Source organism: Bifidobacterium sp. LH_426 (assembly GCF_056356875.1).
On the sequence record NZ_JBKEVB010000009.1, the window covers coordinates 79692 to 105735 of the forward strand.

21 protein-coding genes and 2 rRNA genes are annotated in these 26044 nt (G+C 65.3%); 9 read left to right on the plus strand and 14 right to left on the minus strand.

The features are described from left to right. Positions 1–183 precede the first annotated feature (183 nt). Positions 184–1002, plus strand: a complete 819-nt coding sequence (trmD, locus tag AC1AYD_RS08970; protein ID WP_476545019.1) for a tRNA (guanosine(37)-N1)-methyltransferase TrmD — start codon at positions 184–186, stop codon at positions 1000–1002. 43 nt (positions 1003–1045) lie between these two features. Here trmD and AC1AYD_RS08975 read toward each other — a convergent pair whose 3' ends face one another. From AC1AYD_RS08975 to rpmB, 4 genes are all read right to left on the minus strand, one after another. Then, the gene (locus tag AC1AYD_RS08975) at positions 1046–1645 is read right to left on the minus strand and encodes a nitroreductase family protein (RefSeq protein ID WP_476545021.1); all 600 of its coding nucleotides are present in this window, start codon (positions 1643–1645) and stop codon (positions 1046–1048) included. Between the two features lie 145 nt (positions 1646–1790). Then, on the minus strand, positions 1791–2375 hold the full coding sequence (rsmD, locus tag AC1AYD_RS08980) for a 16S rRNA (guanine(966)-N(2))-methyltransferase RsmD (protein ID WP_476545022.1): 585 nt from the start codon (positions 2373–2375) through the stop codon (positions 1791–1793). 108 nt (positions 2376–2483) lie between these two features. Further along, positions 2484–5036 carry an ATP-dependent DNA helicase RecG gene (locus AC1AYD_RS08985; protein ID WP_476545024.1) on the minus strand — a complete coding sequence of 851 codons (2553 nt, stop codon included), beginning with the start codon at positions 5034–5036 and terminating at the stop codon, positions 2484–2486. Between the two features lie 103 nt (positions 5037–5139). Continuing rightward, positions 5140–5334, minus strand: a complete 195-nt coding sequence (rpmB, locus tag AC1AYD_RS08990; RefSeq protein WP_034529605.1) for a 50S ribosomal protein L28 — start codon at positions 5332–5334, stop codon at positions 5140–5142. 327 nt (positions 5335–5661) lie between these two features. On the opposite strand from rpmB, the gene AC1AYD_RS08995 reads away from it, so the two are divergent. The 5 genes from AC1AYD_RS08995 (at position 5662) to AC1AYD_RS09015 (ending at position 10610) form a co-directional block, all read left to right on the plus strand. After that, positions 5662–6819, plus strand: coding sequence for a PfkB family carbohydrate kinase (locus tag AC1AYD_RS08995; RefSeq protein ID WP_476545025.1), 1158 nt, complete (start codon positions 5662–5664; stop codon positions 6817–6819). A 120-nt stretch (positions 6820–6939) separates the two neighbouring features. Beyond that, a complete protein-coding gene (locus AC1AYD_RS09000) occupies positions 6940–8214 on the plus strand; it encodes an MFS transporter (RefSeq protein ID WP_476503024.1) in 1275 nt (424 codons plus the stop codon). 36 nt (positions 8215–8250) lie between these two features. After that, a complete protein-coding gene (locus tag AC1AYD_RS09005) occupies positions 8251–8832 on the plus strand; it encodes a hypothetical protein (RefSeq protein WP_476503023.1) in 582 nt (193 codons plus the stop codon). 215 nt (positions 8833–9047) lie between these two features. Then, the gene (locus tag AC1AYD_RS09010) at positions 9048–10064 is read left to right on the plus strand and encodes a helix-turn-helix transcriptional regulator (protein WP_476503022.1); all 1017 of its coding nucleotides are present in this window, start codon (positions 9048–9050) and stop codon (positions 10062–10064) included. A 180-nt stretch (positions 10065–10244) separates the two neighbouring features. Beyond that, on the plus strand, positions 10245–10610 hold the full coding sequence (locus AC1AYD_RS09015) for a VOC family protein (protein WP_476545027.1): 366 nt from the start codon (positions 10245–10247) through the stop codon (positions 10608–10610). Positions 10611–10672: 62 nt separating this feature from the next. On the opposite strand, the gene AC1AYD_RS09020 is transcribed toward AC1AYD_RS09015, so the two are convergent. Then, positions 10673–11329 (minus strand): HAD-IA family hydrolase, encoded by a 657-nt coding sequence (locus AC1AYD_RS09020; RefSeq protein WP_476545028.1) that lies wholly within the window; start codon positions 11327–11329, stop codon positions 10673–10675. Between the two features lie 116 nt (positions 11330–11445). Between AC1AYD_RS09020 and AC1AYD_RS09025 the strand changes: the two genes are divergently transcribed. Continuing rightward, entirely contained in the window at positions 11446–12153 is a 708-nt protein-coding gene (locus tag AC1AYD_RS09025; protein ID WP_476545029.1) for a LysE family translocator, read from the plus strand. A 15-nt stretch (positions 12154–12168) separates the two neighbouring features. On the opposite strand, the gene AC1AYD_RS09030 is transcribed toward AC1AYD_RS09025, so the two are convergent. The 3 genes from AC1AYD_RS09030 to adhE all read right to left on the minus strand — a co-directional run bounded on the left by AC1AYD_RS09030 (position 12169) and on the right by adhE (position 16509). Beyond that, positions 12169–12573, minus strand: a complete 405-nt coding sequence (locus tag AC1AYD_RS09030; RefSeq protein ID WP_476545030.1) for a hypothetical protein — start codon at positions 12571–12573, stop codon at positions 12169–12171. Positions 12574–12694: 121 nt separating this feature from the next. Further along, positions 12695–13555, minus strand: a complete 861-nt coding sequence (locus tag AC1AYD_RS09035; protein WP_476545031.1) for a DUF6591 domain-containing protein — start codon at positions 13553–13555, stop codon at positions 12695–12697. A 224-nt stretch (positions 13556–13779) separates the two neighbouring features. Next, positions 13780–16509 carry a bifunctional acetaldehyde-CoA/alcohol dehydrogenase gene (gene adhE / locus AC1AYD_RS09040; protein WP_476545033.1) on the minus strand — a complete coding sequence of 910 codons (2730 nt, stop codon included), beginning with the start codon at positions 16507–16509 and terminating at the stop codon, positions 13780–13782. 495 nt (positions 16510–17004) lie between these two features. Between adhE and AC1AYD_RS09045 the strand changes: the two genes are divergently transcribed. Next, entirely contained in the window at positions 17005–18135 is a 1131-nt protein-coding gene (locus AC1AYD_RS09045) for an ROK family transcriptional regulator (RefSeq protein WP_476545034.1), read from the plus strand. 70 nt (positions 18136–18205) lie between these two features. On the opposite strand, the gene AC1AYD_RS09050 is transcribed toward AC1AYD_RS09045, so the two are convergent. From AC1AYD_RS09050 to AC1AYD_RS09065, 4 genes are all read right to left on the minus strand, one after another. Further along, positions 18206–20695 (minus strand): glycoside hydrolase family 31 protein, encoded by a 2490-nt coding sequence (locus AC1AYD_RS09050; protein ID WP_476545039.1) that lies wholly within the window; start codon positions 20693–20695, stop codon positions 18206–18208. A gap of 332 nt (positions 20696–21027) precedes the next feature. Then, entirely contained in the window at positions 21028–21924 is an 897-nt protein-coding gene (locus tag AC1AYD_RS09055; RefSeq protein WP_476533059.1) for an AraC family transcriptional regulator, read from the minus strand. A 260-nt stretch (positions 21925–22184) separates the two neighbouring features. Beyond that, complete coding sequence (locus AC1AYD_RS09060) at positions 22185–23225, minus strand: NAD(P)-dependent alcohol dehydrogenase (protein WP_476533060.1); 1041 nt, start codon at positions 23223–23225, stop codon at positions 22185–22187. A gap of 64 nt (positions 23226–23289) precedes the next feature. Continuing rightward, positions 23290–24600 carry an MFS transporter gene (locus AC1AYD_RS09065; RefSeq protein ID WP_476533061.1) on the minus strand — a complete coding sequence of 437 codons (1311 nt, stop codon included), beginning with the start codon at positions 24598–24600 and terminating at the stop codon, positions 23290–23292. Between the two features lie 309 nt (positions 24601–24909). On the opposite strand from AC1AYD_RS09065, the gene AC1AYD_RS09070 reads away from it, so the two are divergent. Beyond that, entirely contained in the window at positions 24910–25038 is a 129-nt protein-coding gene (locus AC1AYD_RS09070) for a hypothetical protein (protein WP_279324950.1), read from the plus strand. A gap of 535 nt (positions 25039–25573) precedes the next feature. Here the strand turns inward: AC1AYD_RS09070 and rrf are convergent. Then, positions 25574–25690, minus strand: a 5S ribosomal RNA gene (gene rrf / locus AC1AYD_RS09075). 179 nt (positions 25691–25869) lie between these two features. After that, a 23S ribosomal RNA gene (locus AC1AYD_RS09080) occupies positions 25870–26044 on the minus strand; the annotation flags it as partial.

Genomic DNA, 26044 nt, shown 5'->3' on the forward strand with positions numbered 1-26044 from the left:
GGAACGTTTGTCATCAAATCATCTGATGGCGCGTTATCAGTCCCAGACCGCCCACGGATTGGAGACGCCATCATTTTTCGTGATATCACGCTGCAAGCCCCCGTAATCTCACGTTCCGCACCACGATTCGAGATATTCACCTGAAAGCCGCCGGCCGCACCCCTTGCGATAGGGTGGATGCTTATGAAGATCGATATCGTGAGCGTGTTCCCCGAGTATTTCGACGTGATGGGATTGAGCCTGATGGGCAAGGCGCAGGAGAAGGGCCTGCTGAGCATCACGGCGCACAACCTGCGCGACTGGACGCATGACGTGCATCATTCGGTGGACGACACCCCGGTGGGCGGCGGCGCCGGCATGGTGATGAAGCCGGCCGTCTGGGCCGAATGCCTCGACGAGCTGCTGGGCCTGGACCCGCAGGAGGACGCCGATACCATTCACGACGAGGTCCGCCCGGTGCTCATCTTCCCGAACCCGTCCGCGCCGCTGTTCACGCAGAAGGACGCGACCGAGCTCTCGCACGCGGATCATCTGCTGTTCGGCTGCGGCCGCTACGAGGGCTATGACGCGCGCATCCCCGAGTACTACCGTTCGCGCGGCGTGGATGTGCGCGAGTATTCGATCGGCGATTATGTGCTCAACGGCGGCGAGGTCGCGACCTCGGTGATGGTGGAGGCGATCACGCGGCTCATTCCGGGATTCATGGGCAACGCCGATTCCATCGTCGAGGAGTCATACACGGGCGCGAACGCGCTGCTCGAACACCGCCAGTATACGAAGCCGGCGGAATGGCGCGGATTGAAGGTGCCGGACGTGCTGCTCTCCGGCGATCACGGCAAGGTGGACCGCTACCGCCGCGACGAGGCGCTGACGCGCACCGACGAGATCCGCCCCGATCTCATCGAACGGCTGGACTGCAAGTCCTTGGACAAGGCCGACCGCAAGACCCTGATGGCCCTGGGCTGGGAGGTCTCCGCCGCCCACCCCCGCAAACTGCGGTAGATATGATTTGGCCCCCTCTGACGAGGGGGCCAAAATCGGCAGCTTACAGGCCGAAGACCTTGACGCGCTCGTCGGCCGGCTGCTTCTCGACCGGGCCGGCGGGCTGGGCGACGACGCCGAACGGCATCTGGGCCTGGAGCTTCCAGCTCTTCGGCAGGCCGAACTCGGCGGCGACGGCCTCGTCGATCAGCGGGTTGTAGTGCTGCAGGGAGGCGCCCAGGCCCTTCTCGGCGAGGGCGGTCCACACGGCGAGCTGGAGCATGCCGGCGGCGTCGCGGGCGAAGCCCGGGAAGTTGGCGGCGTAGGCCGGGATGTTCTCCTGCAGCTGCTTGGTGACGTCCTCATCATCGTAGAAGAGCACGGTGCCGTGGCCGGCGGCGAAGGAGTCGATCTTCGCCTCGGTGGACTTGAAGGCCTCCTCGTCGTTCACGACCTTACGCAGGGTCTCCTTGACGATGTCCCACAGCTTCTTGCTGGCGTCGCCGAACAGGACGACGGCGCGCTGCGGCTGGGAGTTGAAGGCGCTCGGCACGTCGACGACGACCTTCTTGACGAGGTCGGCGATCTCCTGGTCGCTGATTGGCGAGGCATCGGTCAGCGCGTACTGGGAGCGGCGGGTTTCAAGGGCGGTGACGAAGGACATGGTTTCCCCTTTTCGTTCGTGATGCGGCCGCACATGCGCATGCCGCACACACAATATCTCGTTTCGAGATATGACTATACATGCATATCCCGATTCGAGGTATCTCCGGCGTGGCGCACCGGAACCCGAGGCCCCCGATCGGCTCTCAGTCCGCAATCCGCTCGATGTAGTACACCGCGGTCTCCCCGTAGTCGCGGTCGTCCGTGATCTCCCAACCATCCGGCGGCGTCGGCCGCTCGGACCGCGCGGAACGCTCCAGCATGATCACTGTCCCCTCCCCCGCGAATCCGTTCGTCGCGAGGTCGGCGAGCAGACGGTCGCACGCCTCCGTCTCGAACGCGTACGGCGGGTCGATGAAAATCACGTCGAACGCGCCTGCCGCACCCGCGCCGGAGGCCGCGTACGCCTCCGCCTTGCGCACGATCACGCGCGCCGAGAGATCCGACGACCATGACCGGTTGCGCTTCAGCTGCGCGATGGTCTTCACGACGAGCGCGGCCGCCGGCTTCGACGCCTCCACGGCCACCAGCTCGTGGGCCCCGCGCGACAGCGCCTCGATGCCGAGCGCCCCCGTGCCGGCGAACAGGTCGAGCACGCGCGCCTCGTCGAGCACGCCCCACGCGTCGAGACGCGAGAAGATCGCCTCCTTGGTGCGGTCGGTGGTCGGCCTGGTGCCGGTCTTCGGCGTGGCCAGAGCCACGCCCTTGAATCGTCCTGAGATCACTCGCATGATCATCGACTTTAGCGGTACGCCACGTCGTCCATTGCCGGTACGGACTACCCCTCAGTCCCGCTGCGCGGTCCAGCTCCCCTGACAAGGGGAGCGGAAAAACGGGCGTCAGTTGGAGGTGAGGAAGGTCTCGTTGCCGCGCGTGAAGTCGAGCACCGCGCCGGCGAGCTGCGCGTGCCCGTCGAGCGTCGGATCGTCGGCGAGCAATCGTTCGGCGCGCGCACGCGCGTCGGTGATGAGGTCCGCGTCCTTGACGACGCGCAGCAGTTTGAGGCTCGATTTCGCGCCGGACTGCGCGTCGCCGAGCACATCGCCGGCGCCGCGGAACTCCAAATCGGCCTGCGCGATCTCGGCGCCATCCAGCGAATCATGGATGACCTCGAGCCGCGCCTCGGCCGTCGTGCCCGTTTCGGCACGCGAGACGAGGAACGCCCAACTGTCCGTGCCGCCGCGGCCGACGCGCCCGCGCAGCTGGTGCAGCTGGGACAGACCGTAGCGGTCCGCGTCGAAGATCACGATGCAGCTGGCCTGCTTCACGTCCACGCCGACCTCGATCACGGTGGTGGAGACGAGGATCGGCGTCTCCCCCGAGGCGAATCCGGCCATGACTTCGGCCTTCACGTCGTCCTTGTCGCGCCCGGTGAGCGTCGCGAACCGGATGCCGGCGAACTGCGGCAGCGCCTTGAGCCGCGCCGTGATCTCCGCCACCGAGTGCAGCGGCGGCCTCGCGACCGCCTCGCCGTTCTCGTCGAGCGTCTCATACGCGTCGTCGATGCCGTCCGGCACCGCCGCCTCGCCGCGCGAGCCGCGCCCGCCGCGCCGCGCCCCGCCATCGTCGTCCGAGTCCGCGTCGATGCGCGCGCACACGATGTAGGCGCGCTCCCCCGCGTCGATGCGCGCGCGGATGTGCGCGAACATGCGCGCCATCGTGCGCCCGTCCGCCTCGTTGACGACGATCGTGCGGATCGGCTTGCGCCCGCCGGGCAGTTCGGTGAGCCACGAGATGTCAAGGTCGCCGAACCAGGTCATCGCGGCGGTGCGCGGGATCGGCGTGGCGGTCATGACGAGCAGGTGTGGCGCGGTACCGTCCGTCGATTTCGCGTTCAGCGATTCGCGCTGTTCGACGCCGAACCGGTGCTGCTCGTCGATGACGACGAGCGCGAGTCTCGGCGCCTGGAACGTCTTCGAGAAGGCGGCGTGTGTGGCGACGATGATGCCCGGCGTGCCGCTCGCGGCGGCGGCGAGCGCCTTGCGCCGCGCCGCGAGCTTCATGCCGCCGGTGAGCAGCGTCACCGACACGGACGGACCGGCGTCGCTGGCGTCCGTACCGTCGCCGGCGCCTCCGTCATCAGCGCCACCGTCGCCGTCGATGCCGTCCATCGCGGCGATCATGCGCGTGATGGTCGCCACGTGCTGTTCGGCGAGCACCTGCGTGGGCGCGACGAGCACGGCCTGATAGCCGGCGCCGACGGCCTGGAGCATGGCGGCGAGCGCGACCACGGTCTTGCCGGAGCCGACCTCGCCCTGCAGCAGGCGTTGCATCGGGGCGTCGCGCGTCATGTCGGCGGCGATGTCGTCGATGACCTCGCGCTGGCCGTTCGTGAGCATGAACGGCAGGGAGGCGATGAACCGGTCGCGCAGGGACGGGGCGTCGGCGTCCGCGTCCGGCAACGGGCACGGATGCGCCGCGGACTTGTGCGCGCTGCGCCTCGCCTCAAGCAATGCGGTCTGGCAGACGAACGCCTCCTCGTAGCGCAGGGTGGCGATGCCCTTGTGGAAGTCGGCGACGGTCTTCGGCTCGTGGATCGCGCGGAACGCCTCGGCGCGGTGCATGAGTCCCCGTTCCGCGCGGATGGTCTCGGGCAGCACGTCGGGGATGGCATCGGCGAGCGTGCCGGCGAAGCGCTCCTCGTCGTCGTGGGATTGCAGGGTGATGTCGTCGGTGCCGGGCGTGGGCATGTCGCGCCCGCCGAGCGCCCACATGAGACTCAGGATCGTCTCGTGGATGCGTTCGCTGGACAGTCGCGCGGACGCATGGTAGACGGGGCGCGGCCGGGTGACGCGCGCCAGCGCCTCGGCGACGGTCGGCGCGTCGTAGCCGTTCGCGCGCGGCATGGCCGTCGCGGCGGGCGCGGCGGGCGACGTCGCGAACGCGCGCCACGGGTCGTTCGCGTCCGGCGTCATCGTCCGCCCGGCAATCGGCGACGACGGTTCCGGCGCGACGGTGATCACCTGCGGATGGTTGAACTGCAATTGACCCATATACTCGCCGGGGACGCCGGAGGCGACCACGACGGCGCCGGGGGCGAGACGGCGCGACATCCAGTCGAGATATCCCTTCTTGCCGGAGAAGAAGACGAACTGCGCGACCGATGCGCGCATGCCGCGGGAGGCGGCGAATCCATCGTCATCGACGTCGACGACGAGACGCATGTTGCGCGAACCGTGGAACGTGCGCGCCGAGCGCACCGTGCCGGCGAACGCCATCGCCTCGCCGACGCGCGCCTCGCCGAGCGCGCGCGCCGGCACCGGGTCGGCGACGCGGAACGGATAGTAGGTGAGCGCGTCGCCGATGGTGACGATGCCGAACGACTTGAGCGTGGACGCGCGGCGTTTGTTCGCCAATAGCGCGGCGATCGGAGTGTCCCAGGTGATGCTCATAACGTCCCATTCTCCCACACACGACGACGCGCGCGGCGGCTAAAACGAAAGCCCCCATCGGCGAACCGATGGAGGCTTCGATACGTTGACGCTATCCGCGCACTCACGCAACCGCGCGCTGGACCTTGCCGGCCTTGATGCACTTGACGCACACGCGCAGGCGAACGTTCTCGCCCTCGACGGTGGTACGGACCGACTGGAGGTTCGGACGGAAGGTGCGCTTGTTGCGGATATGCGAGTGAGACACGGTGTATCCGACCTGCGGACCCTTGCCGCACACGTCACAACGAGCTGCCATGATGGACTCCCTTTAACCTTGACTATCAAGTCTTTTTCGCGATTCGGCCGGGCATGCGAACACGCTTAGCCGAACACACAACTTCACGAATATATCCCAGCGGCCCGACAAACGCAACACGCGTGGTATCCTATGCGGTTCCGTACACGCCACGTACACGGCGGATACGCGGCGGACGCGCCTCGGATACGAGGCAAAGTCACCCCCGTTGCCCGTTGCGCCACGCCCCGAACGGCCTACAATCCACCATACGCCGTACGCACGGCCATAGAATGGTGACAGTGCATCGCGTCGGACGCGTGCAATCGAGCGCTCAAGGAGGACGCCATGTTGTCGAAGCACATCAACGGGGAAACGAAGGGAACGCGACTGGGCGAGTTCATCGAACAGCGGCAGGAGGAACGACGCATCGACCGGGCCGTGGCGGAGTCGGCCGCCGAGGAGGCCACGGCCGCCGAGACGCCGGCGGGCTCCCCGAACGGCGGGCACACCCCCTCGGTGATCTCGCTCGGCCAGGTGTGGGTCGACATCATGATGGACGTGGACGCACTGCCCGCCCCCGGCGGCTTCGCGGTCTCCAACGCCGCGCGCCCGGTGGTCGGCGGCAGCTACCGCGTGCTGGACGCGGTGAGCAGCATGGGCGTGCCCGCCAAACACGCCGGGATCATCGGCAACGGCGTGTGGGCGACGATGATCCGCGAAGCGTACGAGCACGACGGCATCACGCACGTGGGCCCGAGCCGGCTCGACGCGGACTCCGGATTCCGTCTCGTCTTCCACGACGACGACGGCCGCAAGACGTTCGTCGCACGCTACGGCGTGGAGGCGCAGGGCGACGGGCACACGTTCGACGCGGTCGAACCGGAGACGGGCGACGTGGTGCACATCAGCGGCAACACGCTGCTCGACCATGCGGCGGCCGGCATCGACGAGTTCATGCACCGGGCCGGCACCGACCCGAAGAAGCGCCCCTACCGGCTCGTCATCAACCCGACGAACACGCTGAAGCTCGTCAACGACCATCTGCTCGAGGATCTCGTGCTCGCACGCCCCACGTGGTCGTGCAACCGGCAGGAGGCGAACACGCTCGCGGAACGTCTCGGCGTCGACCTCGGCGAGGCCGGGGCGCTGACCGTCGGCGGCGGATTCGACCAGGCGATGAACGCGCTGTGCGACGCGCTCGGCAACACGCTGCGCGCGCCGCTGGTCGTGCGCGCCGGATCGCGCGGCGCATGGGTGCGCGAGCCCGGCGGCGAGGTGCTGCACATGGAAGGCCATCCGACGAAGGGCGTGCACACACGCTCCGCGGGCTCCTGCCATACCGGCGTCATGTGCGCGATGCTCGCGAAGGGCTGGTCACTGGCCGACGCGGTGGCGATCGCCAATGCGGCCGCCTCGCTCGCCATCCAGCGCCATCGCGCCGGCGTGCCCGTCTGCCCGGGCTACAAGGAGGCGGTCACGCTGGCCGGCGTCGCGGCGCGGTAGCGCCCGGAAGGCATGCGGCACGCGCGATAATTCACCCTGCGTTCACCGGCTGGCGCGCCGGACGACATGGACTCTCCCCTACGATGGATTGCGGTTTCCATCGTCGAGGAGAGTCCCATCATGTCCGAACAGCCAGTGGCCGCGGCGTCGCCCGCCGCGGCGAAGCTCACGCCGCGCGAGAAGAAGTGGATCGTCTACGACGTGGGCAACTCCGCGTTCGTGCTGTTGTCGACCGCGGTCGTGCCGATCTACGCGAAGTCGCTGATGCCGGCGGACGGCAACATCGTGTCCGCCTGGGGCTACGCGCAGACCATCGCCTCGCTGGTGATCGCGCTGCTCATGCCGCTGCTCGGCTCGATCGCCGACGTGCAGGGCATGAAGATCAAGTTCTTCCTAGGGTTCTTCGGCACCGGCGTGGTCACGTGCGCGGCGCTCGCCCTGCCGCTGACCTGGCTGCCGTTCCTCATCGTGTACGTGCTGGCGACGATCGGCCTCAACGGTTCGCTCACCTTCTACGATTCGATGCTCATCGACACCACGTCGAACGAGCGCATGGACAAGGTCTCGTCGCACGGCTACGGCTGGGGCTATGTGGGTTCGACCGTGCCGTTCATCGCGTGCATCGCGCTGATCTTCGGCGGTCCGGCGCTGTTCGGCTGGTCGACGGCCGCGTGCACGCGCGCCACGTTCGTCATCACCGCCGTCTGGTGGGTGGCGTTCACCATCCCGCTGCTGACCAGCTACCGGCAGGTGCACTACCGTGCGACGCGCGACCATACGCGCGAGGCGGTACGCGGCACGTTCGCCGAGCTCGGCGGCACGCTGCGCAAGCTCGTGAGGAACAAGCCGCTGTGGATGTTCATGATCGCGTTCTTCTTCTACATCGACGCGGTGAACACGGTGATTTCGATGAGCACCTCGTACGGCACCGAGCTCGGCATCGATTCTACGCAGCTGGTCGTGGCGCTGCTGGTGACGCAGTTCGTCGCGTTCCCGTGCGCGATACTGTATGGCCGTCTGGCCGGCCGGTTCGGATGCAAGCCGATGATCGTCGCGGCGGTGATCGCGTACATGTGCATCGTGTTCTTCGCCGCGTTCTTCCTGCGCTCGGCCGTCGAGTTCTGGGTGCTGGCGATTCTGGTCGGCATGTTCCAAGGCGGCATCCAGGCGCTGTCCCGCTCCTACTACGGCAAGATCATTCCCAAGGAGCACGCCAACGAGTACTACGGCCTCTACGACATCTTCGGCAAGACCGCATCGATTCTCGGCACGTTCCTCGTGGCCACCACCACGTCGATCACCGGCAACGCGAGCATCGGCGTTCTCTCCATCGCGATCCTCCTCGCCATCGCCCTCGTCTTCCTCACCCTCCAGAAGGATCCGACCAGGAACTGACGTTTCGTTCCGATCCGGCATAGCGAAAGGTTCGATATGGACGGCCGTAATGGCGACGACACCGACAGCCGATCAACCGGCTCGGACAGGCCCCGATACGCCCACGTATTCGTCGGCCACCTGTTGCTGAATGCCATCGTATCGTTCCCAATCAGTCTGATCATTGCGTGGCTGGGGCTGCGCTTCATCGCGCGCATCGTGTTCGATGGCGGCACGCTCGCCGCAATGCTGGCGATTACATGGATCGGGATATCGCTGATTGATTCACGTTGCGACTATGAACCGCGCCGGGCCGCCAACCGCATCATTTCGCCGATGCCATGGCCGCTGATCGTCGCCAGAATCGTGTTGCCGTTCTCCCTGCCGTGGATCGCCGCCCTCTGGCACACGGACATGACGATTGTCGCGGCTACGAGCATCGCTGCCGGCGCGGTGCGGCTGATGGAAATCATCGGCCTCGAACGACCATGGCGAAGCGAGGACCAGACGATAATCGACCGGCAACGAGAAGAGTTGAGGCGCATCACCCGCGAGACTGCCGAGGAGATCCGTGAGGAACGCCGCGCACAAACGGACGGAGACACCTACGACCCCTACAATCTGCGCGGCAAACGGTGAATCGCCGTTCCTGACCCCCCTCATACTTGGGATTCGTGAGAAAACGGCGGATTGACGCCCATGCAACCACCGGTTGCGCCGTGGTCGCGGCATTGTCCGGTTGCGTTTCACCATGGCAACCGCAAGATGGTGGCGAAAGCGACGCCACCGTGTCACAGTGGAATCATCGTTCGGACGTGATGAGCCGACACCACCGACCAGAGGGGATGATGACGATGACTTTCCGCACCAATCTGCAGACCCTGCGTGCAAGGCGCAACATGACGCAGGAGCAGCTGGCCATGCTGCTCGGCGTTTCGCGGCAGGCGATCTCGAAGTGGGAATCCGAGAAGGCGTACCCGGAAATGGACAAGCTGCTGGCGATCTGCGACCTGTTCGGATGCACGCTTGACGATCTGGTGCTTGGCGACGTGGATCGACCGACAGTCACCACGGGAACGACCGAGACCGCCCCGACCATCGCCGATGAGTCTCACACGGTCGCACAACGGGAAGGAGCTCCGACCGCGCCACTGCCGAAGGACATCACCGGATACGACGCCCACCGCCTCCGGTTCTCGATGCTGATCGCATCCGGTGTGACGGCAATCATCGCGTCGGTCGGCGTCGCCAACCTGTTCGACCCGGAACATTCGATCATCGGCGTCAATCCGCTCAATGACTTCCTGATGTTCGTCTGCATCTGCGTGGGAGTGATCATCGGACTGGTTCTGTTGGTTCCGGGTGCCATGGCGCATGCAGCGTTCAGGCGGAATCACCCGTATGTCAAGGACTTCTACACTGAGGATGACCGCCGCAGGGAATCCCGGCTTCTGGCATGCGGCGTGGTCGCGGGCGTGGCGGCGATTCTGATCGGCATCGCGGTCGTCGTGTACATGGACGAGGTGCGGGAAGTCACCGCGGGGTGGCCGAACGCGGTCATGCTGCTGCTGTCCGCGGCCGCGGTGTTCGGATTCGTCTACTGCGGCATGCGACACGACATGATGAACATCGACGGCTACAACAAGGAAATCGAGCGGAGTCGGCGTCAACGTTCCGGTGACGTGCCGCAATCCGTGAAACTGTCCGGGGCGTTGAGCGGCATCATCATGCTCGTCGCCACGATCGTCGGTCTGACGCTGCTGTTCCTCGTCCCTGGGTCGCTGTTCTGGATGTCATGGGTGATCGGCGGTCTGCTGTGCGCCGTCACCGGAATCATCGTCGATCTGTTCAAGGACCATGTCGACAAGTGAACGAACAGGAGCCGGCTCTTCACATTGTGACACATAGTGGGCCGTCCTCATCGTTTCGCTTGATTGAGAATCGATGAAATGGCGGGAGATCACGCCGTCCGAATCGTTCCGCCATCACTAGACTGGGAGGTGGCGGAATCGCCGCCGCACATATGCGCGACCAGTCATAAGGAGGCTGTCATGATCGATCATGTCGGATTGTTCGTCAAGGATGCGAACGAGCGTGCGGGGTTCTACGAGAAGCTACTGGCACCGCTGGGATACGTGAAGAAGCATGAGTTCCCGGGCGCCGTGTGCTTCGCGAACGATGCGGACGGCGACAGCGTGTGGATCCAGTCGCCGAAGGACGGCAATCCGCTCGTCCCGGCGCATCTGGCGTTCCACGCCGCCGATCAAAACGTCGTCAAGGCGTTCCATGAGGCCGGTCTCGCCGCCGGCGGCACGGACAATGGCCAGCCCGGTCCACGCCCGAACTACGGCCCGACCTACTACGCCGCGTTTATCCACGACCCGGACGGCAACAACATCGAGGCCTGCCTGCAGTAAGCGGGGCGCCGATTCCGCGGTCGCTCGCGTCCGGACCACGCATGAGCAACCGCGTGAACGCCCTATGCGAACAGCCGGGCGCGCAGCGACGTGGCGCCGGTGAAGCGGATGCCGGTCAGACCGGGCACGGCGGCGGCCGCGGCGTCGGCGTTGCGCTGTTTGTCGTCGACGAACGCCGCCTGCGCCGGGTCGACGCCGAAGCGAGCGACCGCGCGACGGTAGATCTCCGCGTCGGGCTTGTGGATGCGTTCGGCGCTGGAGACGACCACGTCGCGCAGCAGTCCCAGCGCAGGGAACAGTTCGCTGGCCGCGTCCACGTATTTCATGGTGAAGTTGGTCAATCCCCAGCAGCGCACGCCGGCCGCGTCGAGGTCGCGCAGCAGTCCGGCCATGCCGGGCAGCATGCCGACGAGTGCGAGCCGCTGCCGAGTGAAGTACGTGCGGAACGCCGCGAGTTCCACGGATTCGTGCGCGTCGGCCGCGTGATGCGCGGCATAGTCGGCGAGGATGCGCTCCTCACTCCAGCCCAAATCGGACAGTTCGTCGTAATGCCAGAATCCGTACGGGTCGTCGCGGTCGAACAGCCGGTCGGCGGCGTCGGCCGGTACGACGCCGCCGACCGCGGCACGCGGCCGCCAGTCGACCAGCACGTCGCAGAAATCGAAAATCACGTCGTCGTATGCGGGATGCACGGAATGACGCACGGGGGAAACGCTCATACGCGACACCGTACACCCGCGTCGTCCGACGAGACGCGACGCGTCCGCCGCAACGTACTGGCGGTACAGTGGCCGGAAACCGACGGATGTGGGTGCATCGGGAGAGGAGAGATGACATGACGTATGTGCAGGCGCTGCTGGGATTCGCGCTGGTGGCCGGGTCGATGGCCCTGCTGCCGGGATTGGACATGATGATGGTGGTCAACGAGACCATCAATTCGACGCGTCGGCGCGGCATCGCGGCGGCGTGCGGCATCTCGTTCGGCGTGCTCGCGTGGGCGGTGGCCGCGGCGGTCGGTCTCGCCGCGATCATCAACGCGTTCCCGCTCGCCTATGACGCGATCAGGCTGCTCGGCGGACTGTACCTGTTCTATCTGGCGTTCAGCCTCGTCCGCAAGCCGAAGACCGGTGAGAACGAGGCGATGGAAACGACGACAACGCCGGAACCGGCCGGTCCGGCTGCGGCCGTCGCGACCGTGGGTGCCGGACGCGGCCCGCTCGCCTCCCCCATCGTCTCCTCGTTCGTGCGCGGATTCCTCACCGACCTGTTCAACCCGAAGATCGGCGTGTTCTACATCGCCGTCATCCCCCAGTTCCTCGTGCCGGGCGTCGATCACCTGCGGATGGGCGTCTCGCTGGGGCTCATCCACTTCACGGAAAGCATGATGGTGCTCGTCACGCTCGCCTGCATGGCCGCGTTCTTCGCCGGCAGGCTCAAGTCGGGCCGTTCGCGCCGCATCCTAAGTCTGGTGTCCGCGGGCATCATGGCCGTGCTGGGCGGCGTGACCGTCACCGAGGCGATTCGCAGCCGTCTCGCCGCCTGAGCGTCCGGCGACGGTTCAACGTCCGAGCAGTCCGGAGATCTGTCCGATGACGTCGCCGGGCAGGCCGGCCTGTTCGGCGATCGCCCCGAGGTCGAGGTTCGCGCCTTGCTCCTGGATCATGCCGGCCACGTTCCCGATCTGGTCGGCGGAGACGTGCTCCTCGGCCAAGGCGGTCAGGTCGCCGAGCTGTTCCGCGTTGAAATGATCGCCGGCGATCTGCGCGATCTCGCCGAGCTGACCGGCGTCGAATTGTTCCGTCACCGCCGTCGGCAGGTCGCCGATCGCGCTCAGGTCGACGCCACCGGCGAACTGTTCGGCGATGTTGCCGATGACGCCGTTCGCCGCATCACCGACGGCATCGCCGACCACATCCCCCAATGCGCTGCCCACCAGATTCCTGATGCCGTCGAACAGTCCCATGTCATGCCCCTTCGTCGATGATCGTCCGTTGCCGACCACTGTACAGGACGATGATGTCGCGAGAGCCTCCGACTCCCGTGACCTTGCTCATACGACGAAGGGGAACGAGGCTTCTCCCGGCTCAGTCGGCGGTATAGAGATTGATGGTCATCTTCTCGTCGTCGGGGAAGTAGTTCACAGACAGATCGGAATCGTTCGCGCCCTTCATCGACGCGTAGTTGTCGCCTTCGCCGTCGACGGTGAAGCCTTTCTGCTTGCACTGTTCGACGTAGGCGGCGAACTGGTCGTGCGTGGTGCCGTAGACGCTGTATCCGACGCTCGTGTCGCTCACCGAGCCGCCGATGATCGTCGATTCGGGCGTGGGCAGGGTCTTGGTGAGCTTGTCGTCGCCCCACTGGTTCGCTTTGCTTTCGGCCTTGTCGAGTGCGGTCTTCTTGTTGACGAAGTCATAGGTGGCTTTGCCGATCGTGTTCGCGCCCTTCAGGTAGGCGACGGACATCGTGTCCGGTTCCATGAGCGATGTGAAGTCGCCGATGGCCTTCCACCCGCCGATCGTGCATTCGCCGTTCTCGCCGGTCGCGCCCGGCTTGACGATGAGGTTGCTCGTGCACTTGAGCGGTTCGGTCTTGAGCTCCTCGTAGTCGGAATCCTCGATCATCGTCACGGCCTGCCGCAGGTCGGCGAACGCCGCCTGCCGCTGGTCGTCGGTCACGTCGCTTTTCTGCCGGTAGTTGAGTGAGACGGCGACGATGGTGACGTTCGTGCCGTTCGTGAACGACATCATGTCCTGACGCTGGTCGTCGACGGGCGTCGACGCGACGCTCGTCTCGAGCTTGGAGAGGTCCAGCGGTTTCGTCACCGGTGACGTCGAGCCACCGGACGCGCCATTCGTCCCCGTCGCGCCCGTCGACCCGCCGCAGCCGGCCAGCATCATCGCCGCCGCCAACGCGCAGGCCACGCCGCCTGCGATCTTCCGTCCCATACGCATGTCGTGCTCCTTGTTCTCTCGTTCGACACGTTGTTCATGGGCCATTATCGGGAGGATCACATGGAACGGCATCAGTTGGCGACTGAATCGGCGGGAAAAAGGATGCGCGAAGACGATGAGGTCCCCTTCCTGACGGAAGGGGACCTCATCGTTATGGGGAAGGCCGGTCGCAGGTCTCACTCTGACGAGAGGGCCGGAGACCGCCTAGCCTAGCGTGTTCAGCGCTCGGAGGCCTCCTCGGTGGCGGCCTCGCCTTCGCGCTCGACGCGAATCTTGTGGCCGTCGGCCTGGGAGACGCCGTAGTAGGCGGCCACGGCGATGTCCTTCATATCGTTGATCAGCGGGATGCGCGGGTTGGCCGGCGTGCACTGGTCCTCGTAGGCGCGCATGCCGATCTGGTCGAGGACGCTCCAGAAGTAGTCCTCGTCCACGCCGCACTCCTGGAAGCTCTTGTTCATGCCGAGCTTGTTGTCGCGGTAGTCCTCGACGGCCCTCGCCAGGTTCTCGACGGCCTCGGCCGGGGTCTTGCCCGGATCGATGCCGAGGTTCACGGCGATGTCGCGGTAGCGCTCGTCGGCGATGTACTTGTTGTACTTCGGCCACGAGGTCGGCTCCTCCGGCACCTGGCCGTTGTAGCGGATCACGTACGGCAGCAGGACGGAGTTGGTGCGGCCGTGCGCGATGTGGCACAGGGCGCCGATCGTGTGGGCCATGCCGTGGCACATACCGAGGAACGCGGAGCCGAACGCCATGCCGGCCATGGTGGCGGCGTTGTGCATCTTCTCCTGCGCGTTGGTCTTCTCCAGGCCCGGCTCGCCGTTGACGGACTCGGCCAGGTTGTCCCAGATCAGCTTGGCGGCGTGCAGGGCCATGCCGTCGGTGAAGTCGTTCGCGTACACGGACACGTACGCCTCCATCGCATGGGTGAGCGCGTCGAAGCCGGCGTCGGAGGCGAGCTTGCGCGGCTGGGTGCGGGCCAGGACCGGATCCACGATCGCGACGGACGGGGTGAGCGCGTAGTCGGTGATCGGGTACTTGTAGCCGGTCTTGTGGTCGGTGATGACCGCGAACGGCGTGACCTCGGAACCGGTGCCGGAGGAGGTCGGGATACACACGAGCTTGGCCTTCTTGCCCAGCGGCGGGATCTTGAACGCGCGCTTGCGGATATCGAAGAACTTCTCGCGCACGTCGGAGAAGCTGATCTCCGGGTGCTCGTAGAGCAGCCACATGATCTTGGAGGCGTCCATCGGGGAGCCGCCGCCGACCGCGATGATCGTGTCCGGCTCGAACTCCTCGCGCATCATCTCGGCGCCCTTCTCGACGGTCTCGACCGACGGCTCCGGCTCGACGTAGTCGATGATGCGGAAGGTGACGCGGTTGGAGCGGGCGCGCAGCTGGTCGATGATCTTGTCGACGATGCCGAGCTGCTCCATGACCTTGTCGCACACGATGACGGCCTTCTCGATGCCGTACATGTCGCGCAGGTACTTGATCGCGTTCGGCTCGAAGTAGGTCTTGGCCGGGATCTTGAACCACTGCATGTTGTTGTTCCTCCGAGCGATGCGCTTGATGTTGACCAGGTTCACGGCCTGCACGTTGCCGGACACCGAGTTGCCGCCGTAGGAGCCGCAGCCCAGGGTCAGCGACGGGGCGATCGCGTTGTAGATGTCGCCGATGCCGCCCAGGGAGCTCGGCTGGTTCCAGATGATGCGGCAGGCGTGCATGCGAAGGCCGTACTCGCGCACGAGCTCCTGGTTGTTGGTGTGGATGGCGGCGGTATGGCCGGCGCCCAGCTTGAGCATGGCCTCGCACATCTCGAACGCCTGCTCCTTGCCGTCGGCCTTGAGCACGGCCTGCACCGGGGCGAGCTTCTCGTGGGTGAGCGGCTCGTTGTCGGAGACCTCGGAGCACTCAGCGGCCAGGATGGTCGCGTCCGCCGGGATCTCGAAGCCGGCGGCCTTGGCGATGTACTGCGGGGACTTGCCCGGCACCACGGAGTTGAGCTTCGGGGTCTGGCCGGAACCAGCGGTGCAGCCGAACATGTACCGCTCGAGCTTGGCCTTCTCCTCCTTGTTCACGAAGTAGGCCTTGCGGCGCTTGAGCTCGGCGATCAGCGGCGCGTACACGTCCTTGTGGGCGATGATGGCCTGCTCGGTGGCGCAGATCATGCCGTAGTCGAAGTGCTTGGAGAGGACCAGATCGTTCGCGGCGCGCACGACGTCCACGTCGGCGTCCACGTAGGCCGGGGCGTTGCCGGCGCCCACGCCCAGGGCCGGCTTGCCGGACGAGTACGCGGCCTTGACCATGCCCGGGCCGCCGGTCGCGAGGATCGTCGCGATGCCGTCGTGCCTCATCAGCGCGCCGGTCGCCTCGATCGACGGGTGCTCGATCCACTGGATGCAGTCCGCCGGGGCACCGGCCTCGATGGCGGCGTCGCGCACGATCTTCGCGGCGGCCACGGAGCACTTCTGCGCGCCCGGGTGGAAGCCGAAGATGATCGGGCAGCGGGTCTTCAGGGCAATCAGAGACTTGAAGATCGCGGTGGAGGTCGGGTTGGTGACCGGGGTGACGCCCGCGACCACGCCCACCGGCTCGGCGACCTCGTCGATGCCCAGCACGTCGTCCTCGCGGATGATGCCGACGGTCTTCTGGCCGGCCAGGTAGTTGGTCACGTGCTCGCACGCGAAGATATTCTTGGTGGCCTTGTCCTCCACGAGACCGCGGCCGGTCTCGTCGACCGCCATCTTCGCCAGCACGAGATGCTTGTTCAACGCGGCGACCGACGCCTTCGCCACGATATGGTCGACCTGCTTCTGATCGAGTTTCTCGAACTCGTCCAGGGCCTTCAGACCCTTGGCGACGAGGGCGTCGACCTCCGCCTGCGCGGCGGCCTGCTTCTCCTCCGGGCTCGGCTTGGTGGGAGCCTCGGTCTTCTTTGCTTCTGCCATGAATCCTCCTCGATGTGCGTTAAGCAAAACTCGTGTTCTGTAATCTCCCGCCGCTGGGGCGGACAACGTTCGGCCAGCTCGACTTCATGTCGTTCTCTGTGGCCTGGGTCACAATATAACGAATCGGACAACGGCTTGCATGCGCACAAAATCGACGGCGTTTCGTGTGTGAATATGAAAGTTTTATGTTCATATATATGCGATAAACAGCACAAAAACACTCAAATTCAGCAAAAATGATGCTTTTTGTTCACTTTTTGATGAAAATCACAAGCCGCCTACGCGGCACGATTCCCCACTTTTCTAAAGTGGTTTTCTAAAAGTAATCCGCTAAGGCAACAATATGCAAATTCGCTTCATAAAAGTCGTCCGCTTATATCCGCGTCATTGCGCCACTATACCCGCGCCACGCCCGACAATATGCAAAATCACTTTTATAAAAGTACACTACCAACAAAAGCACACTGTCGGTATTGCATCCAACGGAGGTCTCGCATGAAGGCAATGCCATCGACGGCGGTGAAGGCGCACAACCGCATCGCCATGACCCAGTACCTGTACCACCACGAACACGTCACCAAGCAGGAGATCGAACGCGAACTCGGACTGAGCCTGCCCACCATCACCCAGAACCTGCGGGCGCTGGAGCAAGACGGCATCATCCGCCAGGGCGAACTGCAGCAGTCCACCGGCGGACGCAAGGCCCGCGGCTACGAGTTCAACCCGGACCATCGCACCGCCATCGGCGTGGCCATGCGCTCGAACGAGGTACGCATGTGCGCGGTCGATCTCAACGGCGACGTCGTCGAACGTCTCGAACGCACGCTCCCCTACCGCAACGCCAACGTGTACTACCAGCGCGTCGGCGCCATCATCGAGAACTTCGCGGCGGAGGTAGAGAAGAAGCACGGACCGGTGCTCGGCGTCTCCTTCTCCGTCCAAGGCATCGTCAGTCACGCCGGCGACCGGATCATCTTCGGCAACATCATGCGCAACACGGGACTCACGCTCGACACAATCACGCAGTCCATCCACCGCCCGTGCATGATGATCCACGATTCCGACGCGTCGGCGATGGCCGAACTCTGGTTCGACCATTCGCTCACCGACGCCGTATGCGTCTACCTCGAACGGAGGCCGGGCGGCGCGGTGATCGTGAACGGCAAACTGTACCAAGGGCCGAACATGTGCAACGGCACCATCGAGCACATGACGCTCGTGCCGGGAGGCCGCGAATGTTACTGCGGCAACCGCGGCTGCATGGACCCGTATTGCTCGCCCGAATCCCTCACCGAGGACTACGAGTCCATCCCCGGCTTCTTCAGCGTGCTCGAACAGGGCGAACGCCACCACCGCGAGCGCATGAACGAATGGCTCGACTACGTGGCGCAGGCGATCGTCAACGCGCGTTCGGTGATCGCCGGCGACGTGATCGTCGGCGGCGAGGCCTCCCAGTATCTGGAGGATTCCGACATCGAGGACCTCAAGCAGCGGGTCATCAAGCGCAGCCCGTTCGGCACGGAACGGTTCACACTGCGCCGCAGCTACCGCGCCGACGACCAGACGATCATCGGTGCGGCCCTGCGGTACGTGGAGACCTATCTGAGCGAGATCTGCGGCGAGTGAGGCGAAGATCCCCGCTCTCCCCAGCCGTCCTACGGATGAGGCCCCCTCGGCAGAGGGGCCTCATCACGGTTCAGGCGCGGGTGAGGACCTCGGCGAGGGCCTGGATCACCGGCTGCGGCATGTGCGAATCGAATTCGCGGCTCTCGTCCACGCCGTGCAGGTCCTCGATGGTGTGCATGGCGGGCAGCGCGTCCTTCCCGAGCTCTTTGACCATCGCGTAGGCGGTCTCCTTGGTGAGGTAGAGCATCTGCGCGTCCTTGAGCACGGCGAACGCGTCCTCGACCACGGTGTCGCCGGCGAGCGGCAGTCCCTTGGCGAACGTCACCGTGAGGCCGTCCGTCGCGGCGACGCCGGAGACGCGCACGACGGCGCTCAACGTCGCCGCGTCGTAGCTGACGTCGGCGGCGATCGCGCGTCCGCCGGACGTGACGGCGACGTTCGCGGCGTCGCCTGCGGCCGCCGCATCGACGCCGCGGAAGACGAGCGTCCAGTCGCGCGTCTCCGGCACGACGTCGGCGGCGCCGGCGACCGGCGCGACGGTGAACGTCGCCGGAGCCGCGTCGTCCACGGTCAGCGACAGCGCGGTCGACGCCCAACGCACGGACGATTCGGGCGCGCCGTCGTCCTCCCACAACGTGAACGCGCCGCTCGCACCGGGGAAGACGACCACACGCAGGGATTGCGGATTCGCGACCGAGTTGAGCGACTCGCCGGCCGTCTCCTCCTGCAGCGGCACGATCGCGCCGGCCTTCGCGAACACGGGCATGCGGTCGAGCCCGCGCCACGCCTCGATGCGGCGGCCGGCGACGGGACGCGACTCGTAGCGGCGTCCGTCGAAGAAGTCGAACCACGTGCCCTGCGGCAGCCATACGTCGGCCTTCGCACGCTGGACGCTCTTCTCGGCCGGGGTGACAATCGGCGCGACGAGCAGTTCGGTGCCGAAGAGGAACTCGTCGACGAGCTTGTACGCGTCGCGGATCTCCGGGTAATCCCAGTAGAGCGGCTGGACGAGCGGCTCGCCCTCGTAGGCGGCGCGGCGGTTCATCGTGTACAGGTACGGGATCATCGCGTGGCGCAGACGCAGCGCGGCGGTCATCGAGGCGGCCACGTCGCCGTGGAAGTTCCACGGCTCCTTGCCGTTGAACGGCGAATCGGTGGAGTGCAGACGGTTGATCGGGCTGAACGCGCCGAGCTGGTACCAGCGCGCCTCCAGCTCCTCGTCACGGTAGCCGAACATGTGGCCGCCGATGTCGTGGCTCCACCAGCCGTAGCCGATGTTGGAGGCGGTGGCGGTGAACTCGGGCTGGAACTTCAGGGAATCCCAGTTGACGACGGTGTCGCCGGAGAAGCCGATCGGGTAACGGTGCGAGCCCGGACCGGCGTAGCGGGAGAAGGTGAGCGGGCGCGGGTTGCGCTCGGCGTATTCGCTGCCGTCGGCGCGCGCCGAATCGAGGTAGTGCAGGTGGTTCAAGCCCCACAGCGGGTCGAGGCCGGGCTGGCGGGTAGTGCCGCCCTGCTGCCAGTCGAGCCACCAGAAGTCGACGCCCTCATCCTCCATCGGGTGGTGGAGCTTGTCGAAGTAGGCCTCCATGAACTTCGGATCGGTGAGGTCGAACTGCACGGCCTCCTCCGTCTTCGGGTCGATGCCCATCGCCTCGGCGAGTTCCGGGTAGCGTTCCTCGAACGCGCGCACGCCGTCCTTCGGGTGCACGTTGAGCGTGATCTTCATGCCCTGATCGTGCAGCCACGCCATGAAGCGCTTCGGATCGGGGAAGAAGTCCTTGTTCCACGTGTAGCCGGTCCAGCCGGAGCCGTACTTCGGGTCGACGTCGTCGACGAGATGCCAGTCCATGTCGACCACGGCGGTGGTGAACGGGATGCCCTCCTTCTCGAACCGTTCGACGAGCGTCATGTATTCGGCCTCGGTGTAGCGGTGGTAGCGGCTCCACCAGTTGCCGAGCGCGAAGCGCGGCAGCAGCGGGGTCGGTCCGGTCAGGCGGTAGAGGTCGCGCACGGCCTCGCGGTAGCGGTGCCCGTAGGCGAACAGGTAGAAGTCGGTGGTGGGTTCCGGCTTCGGCGTCACCCATGTGCCGAACGGGTTCGCCTTGCCGTTGACTTCCGGCGTCTCGCGGATGATGTTCGATGCCGAATCGTCGATGACGGCCCAGCCGTCGGTGCCGTTGACGCCGGGGTCGACGGGGATGCGGCCGTTGGCGAAGTCGAGCGTGCGCGCGGTGCCGCCGAGGTTGCGCATCTGGTCGTCGCCGTAGTGCCACGTGTTGTCGATGGCCTTGACGTGCTTGATGGTGGCGTACAGTCCCTCCTTGCTGAACGGGGCCTGGTTGTAGGAGATGTGGAGCGAGGGGGTTTCGATCTCCAGCCATCCGTCACGCTCGACGACGGTGAAGGACGGGCTTTCGCCGCCGAAGTCGCGGTTGAGCACGGACTGCGTGGCGTCGTCGACGAACCGGCCGGAATCGGACCATTCGAAGCGGATGAGCGATTCGGTGATGATGCCGATGCGCCAATGGTCGCCCTGGATGACGCGGTCCGGGTCCATGGCCGGATGCGCGCCGAGCGTATCGAGCGAGAAGAGATTGCGGTCTACCACGTGAACTCCTTTGTCGTGTGCTGCGTATCGTGATGTCCGATTGGTTGACATCTACGATAATAGCGCTTGCACAACATGGGCCACGCACGAAAAAATCGCAATATCGTTCCGTGGAATATCAATATCTTTCCGCCGGCGTTCAGCTATCATAGCGTTTGCATACACAACGGCGTGCATGCACCAACTCACGTCATCGCCCCATCCCGCCCATGTGTCGGCGGGCGGCGCATTGCGGCACCCCGCCGACGGCACACGGCCCGGACCCGTCCCGCCGGCATGTGTCAGGACGCGTGCATGCGACGGTAGCGGGACGGCGTCACGCCGGTCTCGTCGCGGAACCGGCGGTTGAAGTTGGAGGCGTTGTCATAGCCGCTCATCCGTTGGATACGTGCGATCGGCAGATCGGTGCAGGTCAGCAGGCGGCAGGCGCGTCCCACGCGCAGGCGACGGACGAAATCGGCGAAACCGATGCCGGCCACCCGTTTGAAGAAGCGGGAGAAGGTCGATACGCTCATCGAGGCCGCTTCGGCTGCATCCGACAGCGTGACCGTATCGAGATGCGACGAAATATAGGCGATGGCAACGTTGACGTCGTCCTCGGCACCGAAGGCGACCTGCGGATTGTATCCCGGGGTCACCACGGTGCGAACCTCATCCGCCGGCGCCTGCTGGAACACCGTGAGGATGGCGATGAGGTCGGCCACGCGCCGCGCCGCGCCATGCTCCCCCATCATCTCCAGCAGGACTCCCGCCTCGTGCGCGGAGTCTCCCGACAGGACGAGCGCATGCGACGCGCGACGCACCACCTGCTCGAACCCGGCGGTCTCGGGGAATGCCGACGCCAGCAGCCGCAACGTCTGCGGGCGGACGTGGCACAGCACGTCACGATGGGCGAGACGTTCGCCGGGGATGATGTCCGACAGCCAGTTATGAGGCAGGTTCGAGCCGATCATCGCCACATGCCCCGCCTCGAACGGCATGAGTCCGTCCCCGGCCATAAGCTGTCCGCTTCCCTCACGGATCAGGTGGATTTCGATCTGCGGATGGTAGTGCCATCGGGCCAACGCGCTCGGATACCCGTGGCTCGACCAGCGTATGGCGGCGTCCCCATCGGGGACGATCACCTCCAGCGATCCAGCATCCGAGTATGGGATCATGCCGGCGTCACGCGCATCCATCGCCAACCTCCTCGTCGATTCCTCTACGATACCGCACCGTCCGCCGCCCGATGTCTCGCGATCGCCGATCGTTCACCGGCTCCCGTCGACGGATACCACCGGGCATCGGAAAACGGCGTGACGACCGTCCGAGGAACACCGGAAATGCCGATGCGCGCCGGCGGCGGAAAAAGGGAATCCCGCCGGCCCGTCATCGATTATCCATAGCACTCCTCGGACGGCCGTCACGCCGTCGCCAAGCAGCCGTCCGTCATCCGCGATCAGTCGCGGTCGACGGTGATCTGCAGCTTGATGTCACCCGGACGGCCCTCGTCCATACGGTCGAAGGCGGTCTTGGCGTCCTTCATCGCGAAGGTGTCGGTGATGAAGGGCTTGAGGTTGAGCCTGCCGCTGGCGACCAGGTCGATGGCCTTCTGGTACACGTTGGCGTAGCGGAAGACGTTCTCGATACGCACTTCCGTGGCCTGCAGCTCGGTGATGTCGATCCGCACCGAATCGACCGGGATGCCGACGAGCACCGCGCAGCCGCCGGGGGCAATGAGCTTCCAGAACGTCTCGTAGGCCTTCGGCGCGCCGGAGCATTCGAACGCCACGTCGGCGCCCCAACCGCCGGTCTCCTCGCGGACCCGCTCGACGAGGTCCTCCTTCGTCAGATCGACCGGGATGACACCCGGAATCTGGCCGATGATGCCGAGCTTGACGGCGGAGACGTCGGAGACAAGCACCTTGGAGGCACCGCCGGCGAGCGCGGCGGAGGCGGTGAGCATGCCCACCGTGCCCGATCCGGTCACGACGCACACGTCGCCGGGCTTGATACGCGCCTTGGTGGCGGCCCACATGCCCACGGCGGTGGGCTCGAGCAGCGCGCCCTCGCCGAAGCTCATGTTGTCGGGCAGGTGGTAGGTGAACGCGGCCGGGTGGATGACCTCCTCGCACAGGCAACCGTCGATCGGCGGGGTGGCGAAGAAGCGCACGGCCGGGTCGACGTTGTACATGCCCAGTCGGCTGGCGCGCGAGGTCATGTCGGGGATGCCGGGTTCGAGGGCGACGCGGTCGCCGGGCTTGAAATCGGTGACGCCGGGGCCGACTTCAAGCACGGTGCCCGCGGCCTCATGACCGAGGATCATCGGCTGTTCGACGACGTACTTGCCGACGCGTCCGTGCGTGTAGTAGTGCAGGTCGGAGCCGCACACGCCCACGGTATGCGGCGCGATGCGCAGTTCGCCGGGACCGGGCGCCTGGACGTCCGGGACCTCGCGCACGTTGATGACGCCCTGCTTCTCGAGAACGACTGCCTTCATGATGATGCTCCTTTGATTGGATGGTTGTTGATGGTTGTTGGTTGATATGGATGGGAAAGACGGATCAGACCACGGCCGGGGACTGCGAGGCCATCGCCGGCATCGTCTCCGTGGACACGCTCCGATCGATGCGACGACCTTTCTCATCGAAACCGGGTTGCTTCGGTCGAATCCACAGGGAGACGACCGATCCGCCGATGTAGCAGATCGCGTACGCCCAGCACACGCCGGCGAACCCGACCGTCTCCAGCAGCACGGTGGCGATGAACGGACCGCAGAAGGTCGTCAGACCGGAGGCGAGGTTGTGCGCGGAGACCGCCGCCCCCTTGTGCTCGGGCTCCAGCGCGGGGAACACCGCACCCATCGGCACGAAGGCGGAGATACCCATGCCGAGCACCACCGCGCACAGGTACATGAGCGGCAGGTTGCGTCCGAAGAACTGGGGCACGTAGTACATGGCGAGCGTGCCGAGGGCGGAGAGCCAGCAACCCCACCAGCGCATCTGACGCATCCAGCCGAACCGGTCGCCCATACGCCCCCAGAACACATTGCCGAACACGGTGACGACGAAGAGCAGCCCCCAGATGGTGGACCATTCGGTGACCTTGAACCATGCGCCACCGCCATTGGTATGCGTGGCGAGGTACAGCGGCATGATGACCGGGAATCCGTAGAGGGTGAGGTTGCAGATCACGCGCAGCACGGCGGCGAAGGCGATCTGGCGGTTCTCTTTGAGGATGGTGACGCCGCGGGAGAGTTCACGCAGCTTGTCGGCGGTGCTCATCGCATCGAGATCGACGTTGCGGGTCTTCGGCACGAACCACAGGCAGATGAGCAGACCGGCAATCGAGAACGGCAGGGACACCCACAGCGAATAGTATTCACCGATCACCGGCGTGATGAACGCGGGCAGGTAGGCGCCGAAGACGCCGATACCGAAGGAGTACGAGGTCCAGAACCAGCCCATGGCCGAGGCCAGCCTGCCGGGATCCACGGTCTGCGCAAGCAGCACCACGTAGCTGTAGATGAACAGCGGGTAGCCCATGCCGCGCAGCATGTACGACACCAGCATCAGCGGATAGATGTGGCTCGGCAACGCCACGCCGATGAACACCAGGTGCAGGGCGATCCACGAGACCGCACCGACCAGCATGATGCGCTTGGCGCCGAACATCTCCGCAAGCACTCCGGACGACCAGCCGGCCAATGCTGCGACCAGACCATACATGGTGAACAACATCGATGCCTGCGACGAGCTGAATCCCTGATCCACGACATACTTCGACAGGAACGTCAGCTCGAAGCCGTCTCCCGTCATGAACACCGCGATGGCCAGGAACCCCGGCAGCAGTGTTCTCATCAATCCCCGAGCCACGTTGTCTCCTTACCTGAACTTCGTTGTCTTTATCGCTCCTCGTTGAAGCGTTAATACAATTCTCCCGTGGGAAACACCGGTGTTTCCCAGCATTGAACGGCAAGAATTGATACTTTTTTGCATACCTTATGAACGCTCAACAATTCCTTGAGCGAATACCCCGCCCCACAGGACGGCGACCGAGGAACCACGAAACACGCATTTTACAAAGTGACTTTACAGAAGTCGGCGCATGGGGTTATGCTGGGCGGCGATGGACGGAGATACCGCCCACATGCGCCGCAGGCGCACCAACGAAAGGACATCATCATGATGAGCAAGAAGAAGTTCATGGCAGCGGTTATGCGTGGTTTCGAGGCCAGCGGCATGAACGCCCTCGCCCAGGCCGGCTACAGCGAGGCCACCACCAAGGCATTCGAAGCCATCGAAAACCGCTGAGCCGCAAAAGCCTAAGAACGATACAGCAGCGGCATGGATGGCATGAGCCGTCTTCCTGCCGCGCGTCGCGCATCGATAGGATGCATCGCCTTCGATGCCGAACATAATCGCCCAACGGTCATGTCGATCAATCAGATGCTCCAACAGGATCGGACAACGGCGTCCCCTCTCTCTTTGTTTCCCCCAAATCCCCGTGAGGCCTATGTGTTGACCACCGCGATCGCCCTGGGCCGCATCGCCCATCCCGCCCGATAGTGTTCCCTCCCGCTGGCGGGAGGTGGCGCGCGGCGCCGGTGGGTGGTGTCGTGGCCCGCGCGTGTGTGGTGTCGGTGGGTGGCTGGCGGGGTTCGTTCCCGTCGTGTGTCCGTTGTTTCCTCCCGCTGGCGGGAGGTGGCGCGTGAGCGCCGGAGGGTGGTCCGGCGGGTGTCGTGTCGTGGGCTTGGTTCCCCGTCCGGGTGTGGTTGTCCGCGTGTCGGGTCCGGGTATGGGTGGACCCCGGGAGCGTGTGCTCGACCGGGGTCCTGTTCTCGTTGTGGTGCGGCGGCGTGCTACTCTCCCACACCCTGTCGGGTGCAGTACCATCGCCGTGCCAGGTCTTAGCTTCCGGGTTCGGAATGGGACCGGGCGTCTCCCCTGGGCCATGACCGCCGCAAATCTTCAATTGTGGGACGCGCCCCGCTTGGGGGGGGTCGTTCCCTGGCTGGTGGTTTGGGGACCGGATGGTGGACGCGTCGCTGATCGTTTTTGTGGTCACGGACCGTTGTTCCGTGTCGCGTGTGTTTCGCGCAGTCTTCGCTGTGGTGATGCTCTCCCATCCCGTGTGGGTGTGGGTTGTGTGTCGCGCTTCCCCGTTAGTACCGGTCGGCTCCACCCCTCGCGGGGCTTCCACGTCCGGCCTATCGACCACGTGTTCTGCATGGGGGGTCTCAGGAACCGTAGTTCCCTGGGAATACTTATCTTGGAGCGGGCTTCCCGCTTAGATGCTTTCAGCGGTTATCCCTTCCGA